The organism is Pseudomonas sp. MIL9 (assembly GCF_016887925.1).
Classification (GTDB): Bacteria; Pseudomonadota; Gammaproteobacteria; order Pseudomonadales; family Pseudomonadaceae; genus Aquipseudomonas; species Aquipseudomonas mohnii.
This window is the reverse complement of the sequence record NZ_JAFEHE010000003.1, coordinates 30,079-47,457: the sequence shown is the minus strand read 5'-3', so window position 1 is coordinate 47,457 and position 17,379 is coordinate 30,079. Positions and strand designations below refer to the sequence as shown.

Annotated in this window: 20 protein-coding genes and 1 pseudogene; 15 read left to right on the top strand and 6 right to left on the bottom strand. The window is 59.3% G+C overall.

The features are described from left to right. Positions 1 to 4: 4 nt before the first annotated feature. The 3 genes from JQF37_RS03475 to JQF37_RS03465 are packed head-to-tail and all read left to right on the top strand — an operon-like array spanning position 5 to position 1,216. On the top strand, positions 5 to 481 hold the full coding sequence (locus tag JQF37_RS03475; protein WP_130210962.1) for a YchJ family protein: 477 nt from the start codon (positions 5 to 7) through the stop codon (positions 479 to 481). A 43-nt stretch (positions 482 to 524) separates the two neighbouring features. Continuing rightward, on the top strand, positions 525 to 1,010 hold the full coding sequence (locus JQF37_RS03470; RefSeq protein ID WP_130210961.1) for an LEA type 2 family protein: 486 nt from the start codon (positions 525 to 527) through the stop codon (positions 1,008 to 1,010). A gap of 5 nt (positions 1,011 to 1,015) precedes the next feature. Next, positions 1,016 to 1,216, top strand: a complete 201-nt coding sequence (locus tag JQF37_RS03465) for an SEC-C metal-binding domain-containing protein (protein WP_130210960.1) — start codon at positions 1,016 to 1,018, stop codon at positions 1,214 to 1,216. 102 nt (positions 1,217 to 1,318) lie between these two features. On the opposite strand, the gene JQF37_RS03460 is transcribed toward JQF37_RS03465, so the two are convergent. Next, positions 1,319 to 1,876, bottom strand: a complete 558-nt coding sequence (locus JQF37_RS03460) for a cysteine hydrolase family protein (protein ID WP_130210959.1) — start codon at positions 1,874 to 1,876, stop codon at positions 1,319 to 1,321. Between the two features lie 190 nt (positions 1,877 to 2,066). Here JQF37_RS03460 and JQF37_RS03455 point away from each other — a divergent pair, with 190 nt between their 5' ends. The 6 genes from JQF37_RS03455 (at position 2,067) to JQF37_RS03430 (ending at position 9,053) form a co-directional block, all read left to right on the top strand. Further along, complete coding sequence (locus tag JQF37_RS03455; protein WP_130210958.1) at positions 2,067 to 4,517, top strand: penicillin acylase family protein; 2,451 nt, start codon at positions 2,067 to 2,069, stop codon at positions 4,515 to 4,517. 352 nt (positions 4,518 to 4,869) lie between these two features. Further along, complete coding sequence (locus tag JQF37_RS03450) at positions 4,870 to 5,652, top strand: transporter substrate-binding domain-containing protein (RefSeq protein ID WP_047526433.1); 783 nt, start codon at positions 4,870 to 4,872, stop codon at positions 5,650 to 5,652. Between the two features lie 56 nt (positions 5,653 to 5,708). Next, entirely contained in the window at positions 5,709 to 6,437 is a 729-nt protein-coding gene (locus tag JQF37_RS03445) for an ABC transporter permease (RefSeq protein ID WP_130210957.1), read from the top strand. Beyond that, positions 6,434 to 7,144 (top strand): ABC transporter permease, encoded by a 711-nt coding sequence (locus JQF37_RS03440; protein WP_047526431.1) that lies wholly within the window; start codon positions 6,434 to 6,436, stop codon positions 7,142 to 7,144. Before JQF37_RS03445 ends, JQF37_RS03440 begins: the two co-directional genes overlap by 4 nt. A gap of 12 nt (positions 7,145 to 7,156) precedes the next feature. Further along, the gene (locus JQF37_RS03435; RefSeq protein WP_130210956.1) at positions 7,157 to 8,275 is read left to right on the top strand and encodes a succinylglutamate desuccinylase/aspartoacylase family protein; all 1,119 of its coding nucleotides are present in this window, start codon (positions 7,157 to 7,159) and stop codon (positions 8,273 to 8,275) included. Positions 8,276 to 8,288: 13 nt separating this feature from the next. Beyond that, entirely contained in the window at positions 8,289 to 9,053 is a 765-nt protein-coding gene (locus JQF37_RS03430; protein ID WP_047526429.1) for an ATP-binding cassette domain-containing protein, read from the top strand. Positions 9,054 to 9,105: 52 nt separating this feature from the next. Here JQF37_RS03430 and JQF37_RS03425 read toward each other — a convergent pair whose 3' ends face one another. Beyond that, positions 9,106 to 9,486 carry a hypothetical protein gene (locus tag JQF37_RS03425; RefSeq protein ID WP_130210955.1) on the bottom strand — a complete coding sequence of 127 codons (381 nt, stop codon included), beginning with the start codon at positions 9,484 to 9,486 and terminating at the stop codon, positions 9,106 to 9,108. After that, positions 9,483 to 9,704: a hypothetical protein gene (locus tag JQF37_RS03420; RefSeq protein WP_130210954.1), complete on the bottom strand. Its 222-nt coding sequence runs from the start codon at positions 9,702 to 9,704 to the stop codon at positions 9,483 to 9,485. The genes JQF37_RS03425 and JQF37_RS03420 overlap by 4 nt, the downstream gene beginning before the upstream one ends. Here JQF37_RS03420 and JQF37_RS31275 point away from each other — a divergent pair. Then, positions 9,678 to 9,773 (top strand): annotated as a pseudogene (locus JQF37_RS31275) (DEAD/DEAH box helicase); the annotation flags it as partial. The gene JQF37_RS03420 and the pseudogene JQF37_RS31275 sit on opposite strands and share 27 nt — an antisense overlap. A 50-nt stretch (positions 9,774 to 9,823) precedes the next feature. Here the strand turns inward: JQF37_RS31275 and JQF37_RS03415 are convergent. After that, positions 9,824 to 10,033, bottom strand: a complete 210-nt coding sequence (locus JQF37_RS03415; RefSeq protein WP_047526427.1) for a hypothetical protein — start codon at positions 10,031 to 10,033, stop codon at positions 9,824 to 9,826. 107 nt (positions 10,034 to 10,140) lie between these two features. Beyond that, on the bottom strand, positions 10,141 to 10,707 hold the full coding sequence (gene dcd, locus JQF37_RS03410) for a dCTP deaminase (protein ID WP_007904652.1): 567 nt from the start codon (positions 10,705 to 10,707) through the stop codon (positions 10,141 to 10,143). Between the two features lie 354 nt (positions 10,708 to 11,061). On the opposite strand from dcd, the gene JQF37_RS03405 reads away from it, so the two are divergent. Next, positions 11,062 to 11,271 (top strand): cold-shock protein, encoded by a 210-nt coding sequence (locus JQF37_RS03405; RefSeq protein WP_002554837.1) that lies wholly within the window; start codon positions 11,062 to 11,064, stop codon positions 11,269 to 11,271. A 108-nt stretch (positions 11,272 to 11,379) separates the two neighbouring features. Here the strand turns inward: JQF37_RS03405 and JQF37_RS03400 are convergent, their stop codons facing one another. Further along, positions 11,380 to 12,387 carry a DUF481 domain-containing protein gene (locus JQF37_RS03400; RefSeq protein WP_130211143.1) on the bottom strand — a complete coding sequence of 336 codons (1,008 nt, stop codon included), beginning with the start codon at positions 12,385 to 12,387 and terminating at the stop codon, positions 11,380 to 11,382. A 163-nt stretch (positions 12,388 to 12,550) separates the two neighbouring features. Here JQF37_RS03400 and JQF37_RS03395 point away from each other — a divergent pair, with 163 nt between their 5' ends. The 4 genes from JQF37_RS03395 to JQF37_RS03380 all read left to right on the top strand — a co-directional run bounded on the left by JQF37_RS03395 (position 12,551) and on the right by JQF37_RS03380 (position 17,338). Beyond that, on the top strand, positions 12,551 to 12,904 hold the full coding sequence (locus JQF37_RS03395) for an MGMT family protein (RefSeq protein WP_130211144.1): 354 nt from the start codon (positions 12,551 to 12,553) through the stop codon (positions 12,902 to 12,904). A gap of 44 nt (positions 12,905 to 12,948) precedes the next feature. After that, positions 12,949 to 14,508 carry an AmpG family muropeptide MFS transporter gene (locus JQF37_RS03390; RefSeq protein WP_130211145.1) on the top strand — a complete coding sequence of 520 codons (1,560 nt, stop codon included), beginning with the start codon at positions 12,949 to 12,951 and terminating at the stop codon, positions 14,506 to 14,508. A gap of 143 nt (positions 14,509 to 14,651) precedes the next feature. Beyond that, positions 14,652 to 16,367, top strand: coding sequence for a proline--tRNA ligase (locus tag JQF37_RS03385; RefSeq protein WP_130211146.1), 1,716 nt, complete (start codon positions 14,652 to 14,654; stop codon positions 16,365 to 16,367). Between the two features lie 17 nt (positions 16,368 to 16,384). Beyond that, positions 16,385 to 17,338, top strand: a complete 954-nt coding sequence (locus tag JQF37_RS03380; RefSeq protein ID WP_130211147.1) for a hypothetical protein — start codon at positions 16,385 to 16,387, stop codon at positions 17,336 to 17,338. Positions 17,339 to 17,379: the final 41 nt, after the last annotated feature.

Here is a 17,379-nt window from a genome sequence, read left to right as displayed (position 1 = left end):
CGCCATGAGTACATCCATTTGCCCTTGCGGCAGCGGCACCCTGCTCGATGCCTGCTGCGGTCATTACCATGCCGGCCACCCGGCCCCTTGCGCCGAAGCGCTGATGCGCTCGCGCTACAGTGCCTACGTGCTTGGCCTGATCGATTATCTGGTGGCCACCACCCTGCCCGCGCAACAAGCCGGCCTTGATCGGCAATCGATCAGCGACTGGAGCGCCCAAAGCACCTGGCTGGGTCTTGAGGTGGAAAGCTCGGAAGTCCTTGGCGGTCAGCCCGAACACGCTTTCGTGACCTTCACCGCACGTTGGCACGACGGCAGCGGCGAACACAGTCATCGTGAGCGTTCATCGTTCGTTCAGAACGCCGACCGCTGGTATTTCATCGATCCGACCGTGCCCCTCGACATCGGCCGTAACGACGCCTGCCCCTGCGCCAGCGGGCAGAAGTTCAAGAAGTGCTGCTCGGGTTATTTCGGCCGTTGATGTGAATCCAGGGAGCTAGACTGGGCATCAAAGGAGTCACACCATGCTCAGTCGACGACGCACACTTCAAACCCTCTTCCTGCTGCTGTTTATGGGGCTCGGCGGCTGTGCGTCGTGGTTCAGCGACGACGAACCGGACCCCGAGGTGCATCTGGTCAGGGTTGAAGTCGTGCGAGCCAAACTGTTGGAGCAGCGCTTTGTGCTGCATTTCCGGATCGATAACCCCAACAACAGCGACCTGACGGTGCGCGGCCTGGAATACCGCATTCATCTTGGCGACATCCTGCTGGCCGAGGGCGAGCATGAACACTGGATCACCGTCGGCCCCAAACGCAGCGGTTTTTACAAGGTGCCGATCCGGACCAACCTGTGGCCGAAAGTGAGGGATCTGGTCAAACAACTGAAAAGTCCCAGGCAACCCGTCCCCTATCGACTGGAAGGCGAAATGGAAACCGGTTTATTCATCGCCCACTACGTGCACCTGGCGCGTAATGGCGTGATAATCCCCGCCGATCTAATTCCGGAGTAACCCCGATGACCCAGCAACCCCATGTACATGGCCCAGACTGCAACCACGATCACGACCACCATGATCACGACCATAGCCATGTCCACGGTCCGAACTGCGGCCACGCCCACCAGGAACCGGTGCGCAACGCCCTGAAAGACGTCGGCCGCAATGACCCCTGCCCATGTGGCAATGGCAAGAAGTTCAAGAAGTGCCACGGCGCTTGATGGGTTAGACCCATTTCCCTTTAGGAGCCGGCTTGCTGGCGATCGAAACGACGCGTTTTGTCATACGCCCCGCTTCGCTGGCAAGCCAGCTCCCACAGGTTTTCAATCGGCCATCAAGATCTGCGCGGTACTGACGACCGTCGCGTACTCGCCATGCAAATTCCCCAGCGACATCCCGTGTACCTCTTCAGCTGAACGGGCATGCCCGAAAAAGTCGACCTTGTCGAAGGTAAAGCACGCGTCCTCCGCCACCCACGTATCGAACCCCATATTGCCTGCGCTACGCGCCGTGGACTCCACGGAGTTGTGGGTCGCCACGCCGACGATGATCAATTGTCCGATCCCCGACTCACGCAAACGCGCCTCCAGCCCCGTCGAACAAAACGCATCCGGCACCTGTTTTTGAATCAGCTGCTCGCCAGGCAATGGCTCAAAGCGCTCCTGAAATTCGACGCCCGCTTGTTGCGGCCAGAACACCGAGTCCTCCGAGCGGGACAGGTGTTGCACATGAATGATCGGCCGCCCGCTGCGACGCCAGTGGCCCAAGAGCTCCTGCATGCGGTCTTCGGCCTGAGGATTGTTGCGCCGGCCGAGTCTGGGGTGAAGGATGCCTTTTTGCTGATCGATGATGATCAGTGCCGCGTTTTTCTCAAGCTCCATGCTCGCTCTTCTCACGCCAGGTCAGTGGATTTCCTGCACTTCAACATCGGCCCCGGCCAGTGGCAAGCCATCGAATGCAAACGGGATCTCGGACAAAACCTGAAATAACCTGGCCGCCCGCTTGCGCGGCCACCTCCTGCTCACTAACGTAGCGCCTTTACTGACGTTACCGCCCCGCAGGAGCTTTGCCATGGCCTCGCCAGCCCTTACACATTTTCTACCCCGGTTCGGCGTAGCCGCAGCAGTTGCAGGTGTTTTGAGCCTGACCGGCTGTCAGAGCTTCAACGCACAGGACTCCGTCCCGCCGACTTCCGGCGTACAGCCGCTCAAAGGCCTGGCTCAGAACGTTTCGGTACGCCGCAATGCCATGGGCATGCCGTTGATCGAAAGCAGCAGCTTCCACGACGCTCTGTTCACCCTCGGCTACGTGCACGCCAGCGACCGCATCACGCAAATGGTCACCTTGCGTTTGCTGGCCCAGGGCCGTCTGGCCGAGATGCACGGTTCGGACCTGCTGGACGCCGACCGCTACATGCGCGCGGTCAATCTGAAGAAAAGCGCCGGCGAGCTCTATAAGGCATCGTCGCCACGCCTCAAGCGCTTCTTCGAAGTCTATGCCCGCGGGGTCAACGCTTACCTGTTCCGCTACCGCGACAAGCTGCCGGCGGACCTCGCCGCCAGCGGCTATAAGCCTGAATACTGGCAACCGGAAGACTCGGCGCTGATTTTCTGCCTGCTCAACTTCAGTCAGTCAGCCAACCTGCCCGAGGAAATCTCCACGCTGGTGCTGGCCCAAACGGTATCCACCGACAAACTGCCGTGGCTGACCCCTTCCGCCCCCGATGAACAATTGCCAGTGGCCGAAAGCGAAAAGCTGCAAGGCATCAGACTCAACGGGCAAGTACCGGGGCTGGCTGAAATCAGCAAAGCCACGAGTCAGCTCGCCGAGCTGAATCTGCTCGGCGCCACTTCATCGAACAACTGGGCCATCGCCCCGCAACGCAGCCGCAGTGGCAAGAGCCTGCTGGCCAGCGACAGCCATGGGCCGATGGGCGTGCCGTCGTTGTTCAGCTACGTACAGATTCGCGCACCGAAATATCAGGCGTCCGGCGTGACCATTGCCGGATTGCCAATGGTGCTCGGCGGGTTCAACGGCAAAGTTGCGTGGAGCACGACCAGCGTCATGGGCGACAACCAGGACCTGTTCCTGGAAAAAATCAAACGCCAGGGCAACGGCCTGGCCTACGAAAACGGCGGCAAATGGCAGCCGGCGGTGGTGCGCAACGAAACCTACTTTGTCAAAGGCCAGCGGCCGATTCGCGAAGCGGTGTACGAAACCCGCCACGGCCCGCTGCTCAACAGCGCCCAGGGTCTTGCCCAGGGCAGCGGCTTCGGCCTGGCCTTGCAGACGCCGAGCTTCACCGATGACAAAACCCTGGACGCGTTTTTTGACCTGTCCCGCGCACAGAATGTCGAGAAGGCGTCGGACGCCAGCCGCGAAATCCGCGCCATTGCGCTGAACCTGGTGTTTGCCGATGCCAGCAACATTGGCTGGCAAGTCACCGGTCGCTACCCGAACCGTCGCGAAGGCGAAGGCCTGTTGCCCTCACCAGGCTGGGAAGGTCGCTACGACTGGGACGGCTATGCCGACCCGATGCTGCACCCCTACGATCAGGACCCGGCCCAGGGCTGGCTCGGCACTGCGAACCAACGGGTCATCCCCCATGGCTACGGCATGCAGCTGTCCAATTCCTGGTCGGCGCCGGAACGTGGCGAGCGCCTGGCTGAACTGGCCGGGGTGGGCAAGCATGACACCCGTAGCCTGATCGCGATGCAGTACGACCAGACCACCACCTTCGCCGCCAAATTAAAGAAAATGTTCGCAGCGCCCGGCATGTCCCAACCGCTCAAACAAGCCATCGCGGCGTTGCCCGCAGCGGATGGAGCCAAGGCACGCGAAGCGTTCACCCGCCTGATGGCGTTCGATGGCAAACTCAGCCCGACCTCCGCCGATGCGGCGATCTACGAGCTGTTCCTGCAGGAAAGCGCCAAGCAGATTTTCCTTGATGAACTGGGGCCAGAAAGCAGCCCGGCGTGGAAAGCCTTTGTCGCCGACGGCAAGTTGTCCTATGCCGCGCAGGCCGATCACCTGCTGGGCCGCGAAGACAGTCCATTCTGGGATGACGTGCGCACCGCGCAGAAAGAAGACAAACCGGCGATCCTGGCACGCAGCCTGGCCGCGGCGATCAGCGCCGGGGACAGTCAGCTGGGCGGTGACCACAAAGGCTGGCAGTGGGGCAAATTGCATCGCTACGAATGGAAAAATGCCACTGGCCAGACCGTTCGCGGTCCGTTGCCGGCCGGCGGCGATCACACCACGCTCAATACGGCTGCATTCGCCTGGGGCCAGGATTTCAACACCACGCTGGTGCCTGCCATGCGCTTTATCGTCGACTTCGGCCAGGCCGAACCGCTGATGGGCCAGAACGCCACCGGCCAGTCCGGCAACCCGGCCAGCCCGAATTACCTGAACAGCATCGAGCCGTGGCTGAAAGGTCAGTATCAGAGCTTGCCGATGCAGCCGCAAAACTTTGACAAGGTGTACGGGACCAAACGATTGACCCTGACACCTGGCAAGTAAACCCATTCCCTGAGGCGAGGGAGCTTGCTCCCGCCGGGCTGCGAAACGGCCCTTGGATCTGTCCACGCGGCACATCCGTCAAACGTCACTGTCGCGTTTACGACTGCTGCGCAGTCGAGCGACAGCAAGCGCCCTCGCCACAGGGTTTCGCCACATCTCGATCTAAAAAGGTGCAGGCTTCCCACGTCGCCCAATTTCGTGCACTAATCCCTTCCGGCAATTTCCTGAACACCTTTTAAAACGCTTGTTCGGCACTCTGGTTCGGAAATTGCTACTTTCATTAGGTCTTACGCTCACCAGTAACAATCATTCTGCGCCACAAGCGCTCATATTGGTTCTTAGGGATTGAATAATGAAAAAAGCATTGCTGACCCTTTCTGCACTGGCATTGTGCGTTGCCGCTGGCTCCGCGCTGGCAAAGGAATACAAGGAATTGCGTTTTGGCGTTGACCCTTCCTACGCACCGTTCGAGTCGAAAGCGGCCGACGGCAGCCTGGTCGGTTTCGACATCGATCTGGGGAATGCAATCTGCGCCGAACTGAAGGTCAAGTGCAAATGGGTCGAAAGCGATTTCGACGGCATGATTCCTGGCCTGAAGGCCAATAAATTCGACGGCGTGATCTCTTCGATGACCGTCACTCCGGCCCGCGAAAAAGTCATCGACTTCTCCAGCGAACTGTTCTCCGGCCCAACCGCTTACGTGTCCAAGAAAGGTTCTGGCATCACGGCAGACGTCGCGTCGCTCAAAGGCAAAACCGTCGGCTACGAGCAAGGCACCATTCAGGAAGCCTATGCCAAAGCCGTTCTGGACAAGGCTGGCGTTAAAACCCAGGCCTATCAGAACCAGGACCAGGTGTACTCCGACCTGACTTCCGGTCGTCTCGACGCCGGGATCCAGGACATGCTGCAAGCCGAACTGGGCTTCCTGAAGTCGCCAAACGGCGCCGATTACGAAATCAGCAAGCCGGTCGACAGCGAACTGCTGCCAGCCAAGACAGCGGTCGGTATTAAGAAAGGTAACACCGAGCTGAAAGCCCTTTTGGATAAAGGTATCAAAGCGTTACACGATGATGGCACCTACGCCACCATTCAGAAGAAACACTTTGGCGATCTGAATCTGTACAGCGGCAAATAATGCCCGGCGCCCATCTCGCGATGGGCGCTTTTTTCTTCCGATCAGGTTGCTGATTTATGTTTGAAAACTTCCTACAAAATCTGGGGCTCTCAGCCTTCAGCCTCAAGGGCTTCGGTCCGTTGCTGATGGAAGGCACTTGGATGACCATCAAATTATCGGCGATGTCGCTGCTGGTGGCCGTATTGCTCGGCCTGCTCGGCGCCAGTGCCAAACTGTCAAAAGTCAAACTGCTGCGCTTGCCTGCCCAGTGCTACACCACGCTGATTCGCGGGGTGCCGGATCTGGTGCTGATGCTCCTGATTTTCTACAGCCTGCAAACCTGGCTGACATCGTTCACCGACTACATGGAATGGGAATACATCGAGATCAACCCGTTCAGCGCCGGTGTTTTGACCCTGGGCTTCATTTACGGCGCGTACTTCACCGAAACGTTCCGCGGCGCGATCCTCGCCGTGCCTCGCGGCCAGGTTGAAGCCGCCACTGCCTACGGTCTCAAACGCGGCCAGCGTTTCCGCATCGTGGTGTTCCCGCAGATGATGCGCTACGCCCTGCCGGGTATCGGCAACAACTGGATGGTCATGCTCAAGGCCACCGCGCTGGTATCGATCATTGGCCTGGCCGACCTGGTCAAGGCCGCGCAGGATGCCGGTAAAAGCAGCTACCAACTGTTCTACTTCCTGGTGCTCGCCGCCTTGATCTACCTGGCGATCACCAGTGCCTCCAACTTCATTCTGCGCTGGCTGGAACGCCGCTACGCTGCCGGTACACGGGAGGCCGTGCGATGATCGAACTCCTGCAGGAATACTGGAAAGCCTTCCTCTACACCGACGGCCAGAACATCACCGGCCTGGCCATGACCCTGTGGCTGCTCAGCGCGTCGATCTTCTTCGGTTTCATCGTATCGATTCCGCTGTCCATCGCCCGGGTCTCGCCGCACTCCTACATTCGCTGGCCAGTGCAGTTCTATACCTACCTGTTCCGTGGCACACCACTCTATATCCAGCTGCTGATCTGCTACACCGGGATCTACAGCCTGGCCGCCGTGCGTGCGCAACCGCTGCTCGACAGTTTTTTCCGCGACGCAATGAACTGCACCATCCTGGCCTTCGCCCTGAATACTTGCGCCTATACCACGGAGATTTTCGCCGGGGCGATTCGCAGCATGAACCACGGTGAAGTCGAAGCGGCCAAGGCTTACGGCCTGACAGGCTGGAAGCTGTATGCCTACGTGATCATGCCTTCGGCCCTGCGTCGCTCGTTGCCGTATTACAGCAACGAAGTGATTCTGATGCTGCACTCGACCACCGTGGCGTTCACCGCGACCATCCCGGACATCCTGAAGGTCGCTCGAGACGCCAACTCGGCGACCTTCCTGACCTTCCAGTCGTTCGGCATCGCCGCACTGATCTACCTGACCGTCACCTTTGCGCTGGTCGGCCTGTTCCGCCTCGCCGAACGCCGATGGCTGGCCTTCCTCGGGCCGACCCACTAGGACTTCTCGCACATGCGCCACCAGATACATGACTTGCTGTCCCCGCTGCCGGGGACCGCGCGACAGATCCACAGTTTTCACTTCGGGCCGCAACCGGCCAACGGCAAGATCTACATCCAGTCATCCCTTCACGCCGATGAAATGCCCGGCATGCTGGTGGCCTGGCACCTCAAGCAACGCCTGGCGGAGCTGGAAGCCGCCGGCCGCCTGCGCAGCGAAATCGTCCTGGTTCCGGTGGCCAATCCGGTCGGCCTGGAGCAAGTGCTGATGGATGTACCGCTGGGCCGCTACGAGCTGGAAAGCGGTCAGAACTTCAACCGCTGGTTCGTCGATCTGAGCGAAGAGGTCGGCAACGAGATCGAGGGCCGACTCGGCGATGACCCGCAGCACAACCTCGAACTGATTCGTGACAGTTTGCGTCATGCACTTGCCCGGCAGACCGCCAGCACCCAGTTGCAATCCCAGCGCCTGACCCTGCAGCGGCTGGCCTGCGATGCCGACATGGTGCTGGACCTGCATTGCGATTTCGAAGCCGTCGCGCACCTGTACACCACACCGGATGCATGGCCCCAGGTCGAGCCTCTGGCCCGCTACATCGGTGCCGAGGCCAGCCTGTTGGCCACTGACTCCGGCGGGCAGTCGTTCGACGAATGCTTCACCTTGCTCTGGTGGCAGTTGAAAGAGCGCTTCGGCGAACATTTCGACATTCCGGCGGGCAGCTTTTCGGTTACCGTCGAACTGCGCGGCCAGGGTGACGTCAACCACCCGCTGGCCAGCCTGGACAGTCAGGCGCTGATTGATTACCTGATTCATTTCGGCGCGATCGCCGGTGAACCGGCGCCCATGCCCGAGCTGCCCTACCCGGCCACACCGCTGGCTGCTGTCGAACCCGTGGCCACGCCCGTCGGCGGCTTGCTGGTGTTCACTGCGCTGCCAGGGGAATACCTGGAAGCCGGGCAATTGATCGCTGAAATCATTGACCCGATCGCGGATCGAGTCACCCCTGTTCATTGCACCGCCGCCGGGTTGATGTACGCCCGCTCGCTGCGCCGCATGGCCACTGCCGGCATGGTGATCGCCCATGTCGCGGGCACCGAAGCCTATCGCAGCGGCTACCTACTTTCGCCTTGAGGATGCCTGTTCCATGTACAAACTGACCATCGAAGGCCTGCATAAAAGCTACGGCGATCATCAGGTGCTCAAAGGCGTTTCGCTCAAGGCCAACACCGGCGACGTCATCAGCCTGATCGGCGCCAGCGGCTCGGGTAAAAGTACCTTTCTGCGCTGCATCAACTTTCTCGAACAACCCAACGACGGCGCCATGAGCCTCGACGGCCAGGCGATCCGCATGATCAAGGATCGACACGGCATGCATGTCGCCGATCCCGATGAGCTGCAACGGATCCGTACCCGACTGGCCATGGTGTTCCAGCACTTCAACCTGTGGAGCCACATGACCGTGCTGGAGAACATCACCATGGCCCCGCGCCGGGTGCTGGGGTGCAGCAAGCAGGAAGCCGAAGACCGTGCACGACGCTATCTGGACAAGGTTGGCCTGGCAGCGCGGGTGGCGGACCAGTATCCGGCATTCCTGTCCGGCGGCCAGCAACAGCGGGTGGCCATTGCCAGGGCGCTGGCCATGGAGCCGGAGGTCATGCTGTTCGATGAGCCGACTTCGGCGCTCGACCCGGAGCTGGTGGGTGAGGTGCTACGCGTGATCCAGGGCCTGGCCGAAGAAGGCCGGACCATGATCATGGTGACCCACGAAATGAGCTTCGCCCGCAAGGTCTCGAGCCAGGTGCTGTTCCTGCATCAGGGCCTGGTGGAAGAGGAAGGCGCGCCGGAAGACGTGCTGGGCAATCCGAAGAGTGAGCGATTGAAACAATTCCTCAGCGGTAACCTGAAATAAACGCCGCACGAAAAAAAGGGGAGCCGCATTCCCGGCTCCCCTCACTCAAACATCAAGCACTCGCATCGTGCTCAAGCCTGAAACTTCCATTGGTCACTTCCAGACCGTCCGCATCTAACCCACTGAAGCTTCCGGCAAACTGCGCATCGCCACCCACGGTCAAATCAAGCGCGCCTCGATACAACTCGGCTTCGGAGTTGCCCGTCACATGGATAACCATGGGGGACCGCTCACTAAGCCCCAGACTGAAACTGCCACTCTGGATTCCTACCGGCAGATAGACATAAAACGCTGTCCCCTTCCCGTTATCAGCCTCGATACAGTGGATGCCTGGCCGATCATGGAAGTAGAGTCCGTGCGTCACGCGAAACGGTTGGGGATCGCCGGCCGTGTTCACATCGGCACTTAAATGCCCCGATCGATTTGTATTCATCTGAATGTCCTTTTCATAGGCGAAATAACTGCCCGACGCTGACCTTTTCCAAAAAGTCGCAGAACGAGCAACGCCGGAATAAAAACACGGCCGGATCGGAAATAGGTTTCGACGGCGATTACAGTTATTGCCGGATATGAGTCGATCAACACCGGAGCGAACTTCACACGCGCCGACGCACAAGCGGCACCGCTTTCGATGCGTTTGCTGGTGGCCATGAAGTCCGCCGGGACGACAACTGCAGGATCTTTGTCATCGGCGACAACGAAATATGGCCAGTCAGCTGAAGTCTTCACAGACCTCAGCTGACTGACCATTCATTTTTCTGCGCAGGCAATCAGGCCACAGGGGCGGGGGGCGGCTCATCCGGCAGGGTGGGCTCACCGGGCTCGGTGGGCTGTTCGTTGGGGGTATCGGGATCAGGTTGGCCGGGGATGCCTCCTGCCATGCTGATCGGCGGGTGTGCCAACAAGGACCAGGCCAAGACGCCAACCTGATTGGGCTCAAGACTTGCCAGTTCGGCACTTATTCGCGGGTCGATCTTCATAAAGCACTCCTGAGCGATGGTCCGGTCCGCGTTGCGCGAATCAGAGCAGTACACTCCATAGAGTGTACGCTCGCCCAGGAATTCCCACGGTTCGTCAGACGGCTGACTCAGGTCCGCGGCAGGGTCACGCCACGCTGGCCCTGATACTTGCCGCCACGGTCCTTGTAAGACACTTCACACTCTTCGTCAGACTCAAGGAACAGCATCTGTGCCACGCCTTCATTGGCGTAGATTTTCGCCGGCAGGTTGGTGGTGTTGGAAAATTCCAGGGTCACGTGACCTTCCCACTCAGGCTCGAGCGGCGTGACGTTGACGATGATGCCGCAACGCGCGTAGGTACTTTTACCCAGGCAAATGGTCAGCACATTACGTGGAATGCGGAAGTATTCGACGGTGCTGGCCAGGGCGAAGGAGTTCGGCGGAATGATGCATACGTCGCTGTGGATGTCGACGAAGCTGCCAGCATCGAAGTTTTTCGGGTCGACGATAGCCGAATTGATGTTGGTGAACACCTTGAAATGATTGGTGCAACGCACATCGTAGCCGTAGCTGGACACGCCATAGGAGATCACACGGCTATCATCGCTGCCGCGCACCTGACGCTCCACGAAGGGCTCGATCATGCCGTGCTCTTGCGCCATGCGGCGAATCCACTTGTCCGATTTGATGCTCATGGCGGGTGTCCTGAATAGCGAGGTGGAAAAAATCTGTCCGGCATCTTACCGGGGCACGCCCTCGGGTTCAAAGACCGGGGCACAATTCTCGACGATCATGCGAAATCCCTGGCCCCTTGAAACAATAGGATGCACCGTCGATCACGAAAACCGAGAAACCTTCGCAAGAAACATTGGCACGTTCCGGAAAAAGGGTTAAGGTGGCGTCACTGTGCTGCTTGTGTCACTGAGAATCTCTACACGATATGTTGAATTTCGATCCAACCATCTACAAGAATTTTTCCTGCTCTTTGCACTCAGTCTCGGCCAGGGTTCTTCCTGAGTCGCAGTTATCTTTGTTCAAGGAGTTACACCATGTCTAATCGCCAAACCGGTACCGTTAAGTGGTTCAACGATGAAAAAGGCTTCGGCTTCATCACTCCACAATCCGGTGACGACCTGTTCGTTCACTTCAAAGCTATCCAATCCGACGGCTTCAAAAGCCTGAAAGAAGGCCAACAGGTTTCTTTCATCGCTACCCGCGGTCAGAAAGGCATGCAAGCTGAAGAAGTTCAAGTTATCTAACTTGTACTTGCTTTAGTAAAAGGCCCCGCCCTCAACAGCGGGGCTTTTTTGTGCCTGCGTGTTTTTCCAGGCATTGAAAAACGCAGCCGAAGCTGCGTTTTTCAGCACTTACCAAGTCACGCCAAACCCTGCCGTGTAACGGGTCTTGCTCAAGTCAGCCTCATCGGAACCACTGACAATATCCCTCTCGGCCTTCAGGTTCAGCGACGCCCAGTCGGTCACTTTATAGCGCAGCCCCATCTCGGCATCGAGCGCGTAGTCGGCCACGCCCGACAACGGCTTGGCCACCTCACCATTGGTGAAGAACTCCACCTTCTTGGCAATCAGGTAACGGTTGTAATCCCACTTCATGGCCAGGGAATAGAAATTCTCCTTGCTGCCATCGTTGAACTCGTAATCAGTGCGATTGACCAGCGACCCCAGGGAAAATGCACCCAACTCGTCATCCCAGAACTGATAGCCAGGACCGGTACCCACTGTACGCTGACGAGACAGGTCTTCTACCTTGTCGCGCTTGTATACCAGACGACCTTCCCAGAACCATTTGTCGGTGATGAAGCGGTCGAGGGAGTATTCGGCCCGCCAGTTGTCCGTCGTGACAACGTCATCCTGGAACTCGCGGTTGTATTCGCCTTCAGCGATGTGCCGCCAACGGCCATGGCGCGCAGTGGTCTTGAAGTCGATGTCGTAATCATCGGTGTCTTTGTCCGCACGCTGGTAATCCAGGGCCGCGTCGATATTGCCCTTCCATACCAAGTCTTCGACCACCGGCTTGGGCTTGAGGATCTGCTGGACACTGGCCAGCTCGACCGTCTTGGGAGCCTCGCCATTGGCCAAAATGACCTTGCCATCGTCCGCAGCATGCAACGACTTGGCCTTCTCGCCGGTGTAGGCGTCCTGCTTGACCAACAGTTCCTGATCACTTTCCAGGGTTTTGACCTGCTTCCAGTCAATGGGGACCGCGCCGGCGTACTCGGTCTGGATCAACAGCTTGCCACCATCGAACAGAATGATCTTGCCACTCAGCTTGTCACCGTTCTTCAACCACACGGTATCCGCGAGCAAGGGGGTAGAAGCACTGGCGATGGCGAGACACAACACGGTTCTGGAGAACATAAGCAAATACAGGCTCAGGTACGCGAAAAGAATTGGCCTTATTCGCAGGAATAAGGCCCTGGCTAGGACTGACCCCGACCGTATCTATTGAGTTCATTTCTCAATGGACGATCAAGGATTTACTCTACAGACGGTACTGCGAACTTTTTCAGGAACCCCGGACGTGATCGAACCAACCACTGACACCGAGAGTGCGGCACAAATCCGACGCACGGCGCTCTACCTGACACTCGCACAAGTGCCGGAGGGCAAAGTGGTGAGTTATGGCCAATTGGCCGAACTGGCCGGACTGGGGCGCGCCGCCCGCTGGGTCGGGCGGACACTGAGCCAGTTGCCCGGCGACAGCAAATTGCCCTGGCACCGCGTACTCGCCGCCGGCGGGCGCATCAGCCTGCCCGCGGGCAGTCCATCCGGGGACGAACAACGCGCCCGATTGCGCATGGAGGGCATCAGTATCCTGAACAATCGTGTTGATATTCAGCGCCATGGCTGGCGCCCGGTAGAGCACAGCGGTTAGAGTGCGCGCTTTGTTTCCGTATTTCTTGAGGCAGACTCCAGCCCATGCCCCGTAAAACCTGGCGCGCCGCGCTCGCCGCATATGCCAGCCCCTCGACGCTTGTACTGTTACTGCTGGGTTTCGCCGCCGGCCTGCCGTACATGCTGGTATTCTCGACTCTTTCGGTCTGGCTGCGCGAAGCCGGTGTGGCTCGCGAAACCATCGGCTATGCAAGCCTGATCGGTCTGGCCTATGCCTTCAAATGGGTCTGGTCGCCATTGCTCGACCAATGGCGCCTGCCCCTGCTGGGCAAGCTCGGTCGACGACGCTCCTGGCTTGTTTTGTCGCAATCGCTGGTGATCCTCGGCCTGATCGGGATGGGCTTTTGCGACCCGCAAAAACACCTTTCATGGCTGATCGCCATCGCGGTCATTGTCGCATTCGCCTCGGCAACGCAAGACATCGCCGTGGACGCCTACCGCCTGGAGATCGCCGAAGACAGTCGCCAGGCCGCCCTCGCCGCCAGTTACATGTCCGGCTATCGGATTGCCGCTTTGCTGGCGACGGCAGGCGCCCTGTTCTTCGCCGAAGGCTTCGGCTCCACGGGTTTCAACTATCAGCACTCCGCCTGGACCGGCACCTACGTGCTGTTCGGCGCCCTGATGATCCCGGCGCTGCTGACCTCCCTCTTCATGCGCGAACCACCGGTCCCGCTGCGCACCCAACTGCAGGCCGGGCGTTATAGCTTCGCGCATCAACTGGCTTCAGTGTTCGTACTGATCGTACTGCTGGTATCCTTCCCGGCCATGTTCACCCAGCTCTACAACACCGACTTTGCCAGCGTGCTGTTCCATGGCGTGAGCCTGCTCGATCTGCTGCTCGAGGACCGCGCGTTCCTTCGGGCAATTCTCTACACCACGCTGACTGCGCTGTGCCTGTCGACCATGGGTCGCCGTGGCCTGGCGCCAGTGCTGACACCGGTCAACGACTTCATTCTGCGTTACCGCTGGCAAGCCCTGCTGCTGCTTGGGCTGATCGCCACCTATCGGATGTCCGATACGGTCATGGGCGTGATGGCCAACGTCTTTTACATCGACCAGGGCTTCACCAAGGATCAGATCGCCAGCGTCAGCAAAATCTTCGGCCTGATCATGACGCTGGTGGGCGCCGGCATGGGCGGCCTGCTGATCGTGCGTTTCGGCATCCTGCCGATCCTGTTCATCGGCGGCGCCGCATCGGCGGGAACCAACCTGTTGTTCCTGATGTTGGCGGACATGGGCCCCAACCTGAACATGCTGATCGTGACCATTTCACTGGATAACTTCAGCTCGGGCCTGGCGACTTCCGCCTTCGTCGCCTATCTGTCGAGCCTGACCAACCTGAAATTCTCCGCGACCCAATACGCCCTGCTCAGCTCGATCATGCTCCTGCTGCCACGCCTGATCGGCGGCTACTCAGGCGTCATGGTGGAAAAGTTCGGCTATCACAACTTCTTCCTGATCACCGCCCTGCTGGGCGTTCCGACCCTGGTATTGATCGCCCTGCACTGGTTCCAGGAAAGCCGCCGCGCAGGACCGACACCGACGCCGGAACCGGTTCCGACCCAGGTCGCGGAGGAATCGTAAGAAACACCTGAAGGAAACCTTGCAGAGGGCGCAGAGATTCCCGCCCTCCTGCCACACCGCCGGCCGCACTTCTGTACGACAGCGGATCTCGCCCGTACAATGCTCCGTCATTTCTCGTCATCAGCAACCGACAACGGCCAACCATGCGCACCAGTCAATTTTTGCTCGCCACACAGAAAGAAACGCCTTCCGACGCGGTCGTGATCAGCCACCAGCTGATGCTGCGCGCCGGCATGATCCGCAAACTCGCCTCGGGCCTGTATACCTGGCTGCCGATGGGCTTGCGAGTGATGCGCAAGGTCGAAGCCGTCGTTCGTGAAGAAATGAACGCTGCCGGCTCGCTTGAAGTGTTGATGCCGAGCACTCAACCGGCAGAGCTGTGGCAGGAATCCGGTCGCTGGGAGGAATACGGCCCTGAATTGCTGCGCTTCAAGGATCGCCACGGTCGCGACTTCTGCGCCGGCCCGACCCACGAAGAAGTCATCACCGATCTGATGCGCAACGAGCTGAGCAGCTACAAACAGCTGCCGATCAACCTCTACCAGATCCAGACCAAATTCCGTGACGAAATCCGCCCACGCTTCGGTTTGATGCGCGGCCGCGAATTCATCATGAAGGACGCCTATTCGTTCCATGCTGACCAGCCATCGCTGCAGATCACCTACGACCGCATGCATCAGGCGTACTGCAACGTGTTCACCCGCCTGGGTCTGAAATTCCGCCCGGTTGAAGCCGATAACGGCTCCATCGGCGGTGCCGGTTCCCATGAATTCCATGTACTGGCCGAGTCCGGCGAAGACGATATCGTCTTCAGCAACGGTTCCGACTACGCCGCGAACATCGAGAAGGCTGAAGCCGTACCGCGCGAAACCTCCCGCGCAGCACCAACAGAAGAACTGCGCCTGGTCGACACGCCGAACGCCAAGACCATCGCGCAACTGGTCGAAGGCTTCAACCTGCCGATCGAGAAGACCATCAAGACCCTCGTGGTTCACGCTGAAGAGAAAGGCAAACTGATTGCCCTGATCATCCGTGGCGACCACGAACTGAACGAAATCAAGGCCGCCAACCAGCCTGGCGTTGCCAGCCCGCTGGTCATGGCCTCCGAAACCGAACTGCGCGACGCCATCGGCGCCGGCGCCGGCTCCCTCGGCCCGCTGAACCTGCCACTGCCTATCATCATCGACCGCTCGGTCGAGCTGATGAGCGACTTCGGCATCGGTGCGAACATCGACGACAAGCACTATTTCGGCGTGAACTGGGAACGCGACCTGCCGGTTCCGACCGTTGCCGACCTGCGTAACGTCGTCAGCGGCGACCCAAGCCCGGATGGCAAAGGCACCCTGGAGATCAAGCGCGGCATCGAAGTCGGGCATATCTTCCAGCTGGGCAACAAGTATAGCAAAGCGATGAAGTGCGAAGTGCTGGGCGAGAACGGCAAGCCGATCACCCTGGAAATGGGCTGCTACGGCATTGGTGTTTCCCGCGTGGTTGCCGCTGCCATCGAGCAGAACAACGACGAAAAAGGGATCATCTGGAGCGACGCGCTGGCACCGTTCCAGGTCGCCCTGGTACCACTGCGCTACGAAACCGAGCTGGTTCGCGAAGCCACCGACAAGCTGTATGCAGAACTGACTGCAGCCGGCTTCGAAGTGCTGCTGGACGACCGCGACAAGAAAACCAGCCCGGGCATCAAGTTCGCGGACATGGAGCTGATCGGCATTCCTCACCGGATCGTGGTCAGTGACCGCGGCCTCGCCGAAGGCAACCTGGAATACAAGAGCCGTACCGAGGCCGAGCCGCAAGCGCTGCCGGTCGCTGACGTACTGTCTTTCCTGCAGGCCCGTATCCGCCGCTGAAACCAGATAGAGACGTCATGTTCAAGCGAAACACCTTAGGCCTCGGTGGTGCCGCCCTGTGCGGCACCCTGCTGGTCAGCGGCTGTGCCAATCACATGTCACAACGCAGCGAGCACGAGGAACGTGTCGAGCGCAAATTGCTCGATCACAGCCTGCAGATCGATGTCGGTGAGCCCAAGGTGCTTGAGCTCCCGCAACGCCGGGTAAAGATCCACGAGCAGAAGACCTTCGAAGTCACCGAGTTCGAAGTCACCCGTCATTACGATCGCTATACGCCTTATCAACCCTGGCGGGAGATTTACGAGATCCCGCTGGGCGCAGTGGCGGTGGTGGGCGGCGTGGGCGCGAACGTGGTCAACGTGTTTGCCCTGGGCAATCTTCCCGACAGCATGACCAAGGACTGGCTCAGCTACGGTTTCGCCGGACTCAACCCGTTCATGAACGTCCAATCCAACGGTCGTGCGCAACAGAACCTGGCTGGTATCGATGAAGTCCAGCGCGACAAGCGCAAGGAATACTCGAGCCTGCCGTGGAGCGAACGCCCGGTCGAGGTCAAGGCCGGCAAGGAAACCTTCGAGCTGACCACCGACAAAAATGGCGTCTTGCGCCTGAATCTGCTGGACAGCCCGTTCGCCGAATATGACCTCAATCATCTGGGTAAGCTGCAGATCAGCGTCGATGACTCAAAGGGCGATGTGCATAGCGATTCGTCCCTGGCGCTCAGCGGCACGCTGCGCGGCAAATTGCTCGAAGCCCACGGCCTGATTTACGACGACCTGGAAGACGACGAAGTGAGCCAATGGGTACACCGGGTCAAACGCCTGTCGGAACTGGGGCTGGAGGAAGAAGCCAGTGAACTGGAACAAAGCCTGATCGAACTGACCCGTAACGATCCCGAACTGCAGACCGAATTCCTCAAGGCACTGACCAAGGATGCCGGACGACTGGTAGCAGATCCGGGGCCGAACTAAACGCTCAGAGCATCGCGGGCAAATCGAATCGCCCGCGAAGG

Excerpts from the sequence above, each read along its gene's own strand:
- JQF37_RS03390 (WP_130211145.1), top strand. The coding sequence starts at position 12,949 with ATGCCCCGTAAAACCTGGCGCGCCGCGCTCGCCGCATATGCCAGCCCC.
- JQF37_RS03460 (WP_130210959.1), bottom strand. The coding sequence starts at position 1,876 with ATGGAGCTTGAGAAAAACGCGGCACTGATCATCATCGATCAGCAAAAA.
- JQF37_RS03450 (WP_047526433.1), top strand. The coding sequence starts at position 4,870 with ATGAAAAAAGCATTGCTGACCCTTTCTGCACTGGCATTGTGCGTTGCC.
- JQF37_RS03440 (WP_047526431.1), top strand. The coding sequence starts at position 6,434 with ATGATCGAACTCCTGCAGGAATACTGGAAAGCCTTCCTCTACACCGAC.
- JQF37_RS03385 (WP_130211146.1), top strand. The coding sequence starts at position 14,652 with ATGCGCACCAGTCAATTTTTGCTCGCCACACAGAAAGAAACGCCTTCC.
- JQF37_RS03400 (WP_130211143.1), bottom strand. The coding sequence starts at position 12,387 with ATGTTCTCCAGAACCGTGTTGTGTCTCGCCATCGCCAGTGCTTCTACC.
- JQF37_RS03405 (WP_002554837.1), top strand. The coding sequence starts at position 11,062 with ATGTCTAATCGCCAAACCGGTACCGTTAAGTGGTTCAACGATGAAAAA.
- JQF37_RS03380 (WP_130211147.1), top strand. The coding sequence starts at position 16,385 with ATGTTCAAGCGAAACACCTTAGGCCTCGGTGGTGCCGCCCTGTGCGGC.
- JQF37_RS03445 (WP_130210957.1), top strand. The coding sequence starts at position 5,709 with ATGTTTGAAAACTTCCTACAAAATCTGGGGCTCTCAGCCTTCAGCCTC.
- JQF37_RS03455 (WP_130210958.1), top strand. The coding sequence starts at position 2,067 with ATGGCCTCGCCAGCCCTTACACATTTTCTACCCCGGTTCGGCGTAGCC.
- JQF37_RS03465 (WP_130210960.1), top strand. The coding sequence starts at position 1,016 with ATGACCCAGCAACCCCATGTACATGGCCCAGACTGCAACCACGATCAC.
- JQF37_RS03475 (WP_130210962.1), top strand. The coding sequence starts at position 5 with ATGAGTACATCCATTTGCCCTTGCGGCAGCGGCACCCTGCTCGATGCC.
- JQF37_RS03470 (WP_130210961.1), top strand. The coding sequence starts at position 525 with ATGCTCAGTCGACGACGCACACTTCAAACCCTCTTCCTGCTGCTGTTT.
- JQF37_RS03435 (WP_130210956.1), top strand. The coding sequence starts at position 7,157 with ATGCGCCACCAGATACATGACTTGCTGTCCCCGCTGCCGGGGACCGCG.
- JQF37_RS03415 (WP_047526427.1), bottom strand. The coding sequence starts at position 10,033 with ATGAAGATCGACCCGCGAATAAGTGCCGAACTGGCAAGTCTTGAGCCC.
- JQF37_RS03430 (WP_047526429.1), top strand. The coding sequence starts at position 8,289 with ATGTACAAACTGACCATCGAAGGCCTGCATAAAAGCTACGGCGATCAT.
- dcd (WP_007904652.1), bottom strand. The coding sequence starts at position 10,707 with ATGAGCATCAAATCGGACAAGTGGATTCGCCGCATGGCGCAAGAGCAC.
- JQF37_RS03420 (WP_130210954.1), bottom strand. The coding sequence starts at position 9,704 with ATGGCCACCAGCAAACGCATCGAAAGCGGTGCCGCTTGTGCGTCGGCG.
- JQF37_RS03425 (WP_130210955.1), bottom strand. The coding sequence starts at position 9,486 with ATGAATACAAATCGATCGGGGCATTTAAGTGCCGATGTGAACACGGCC.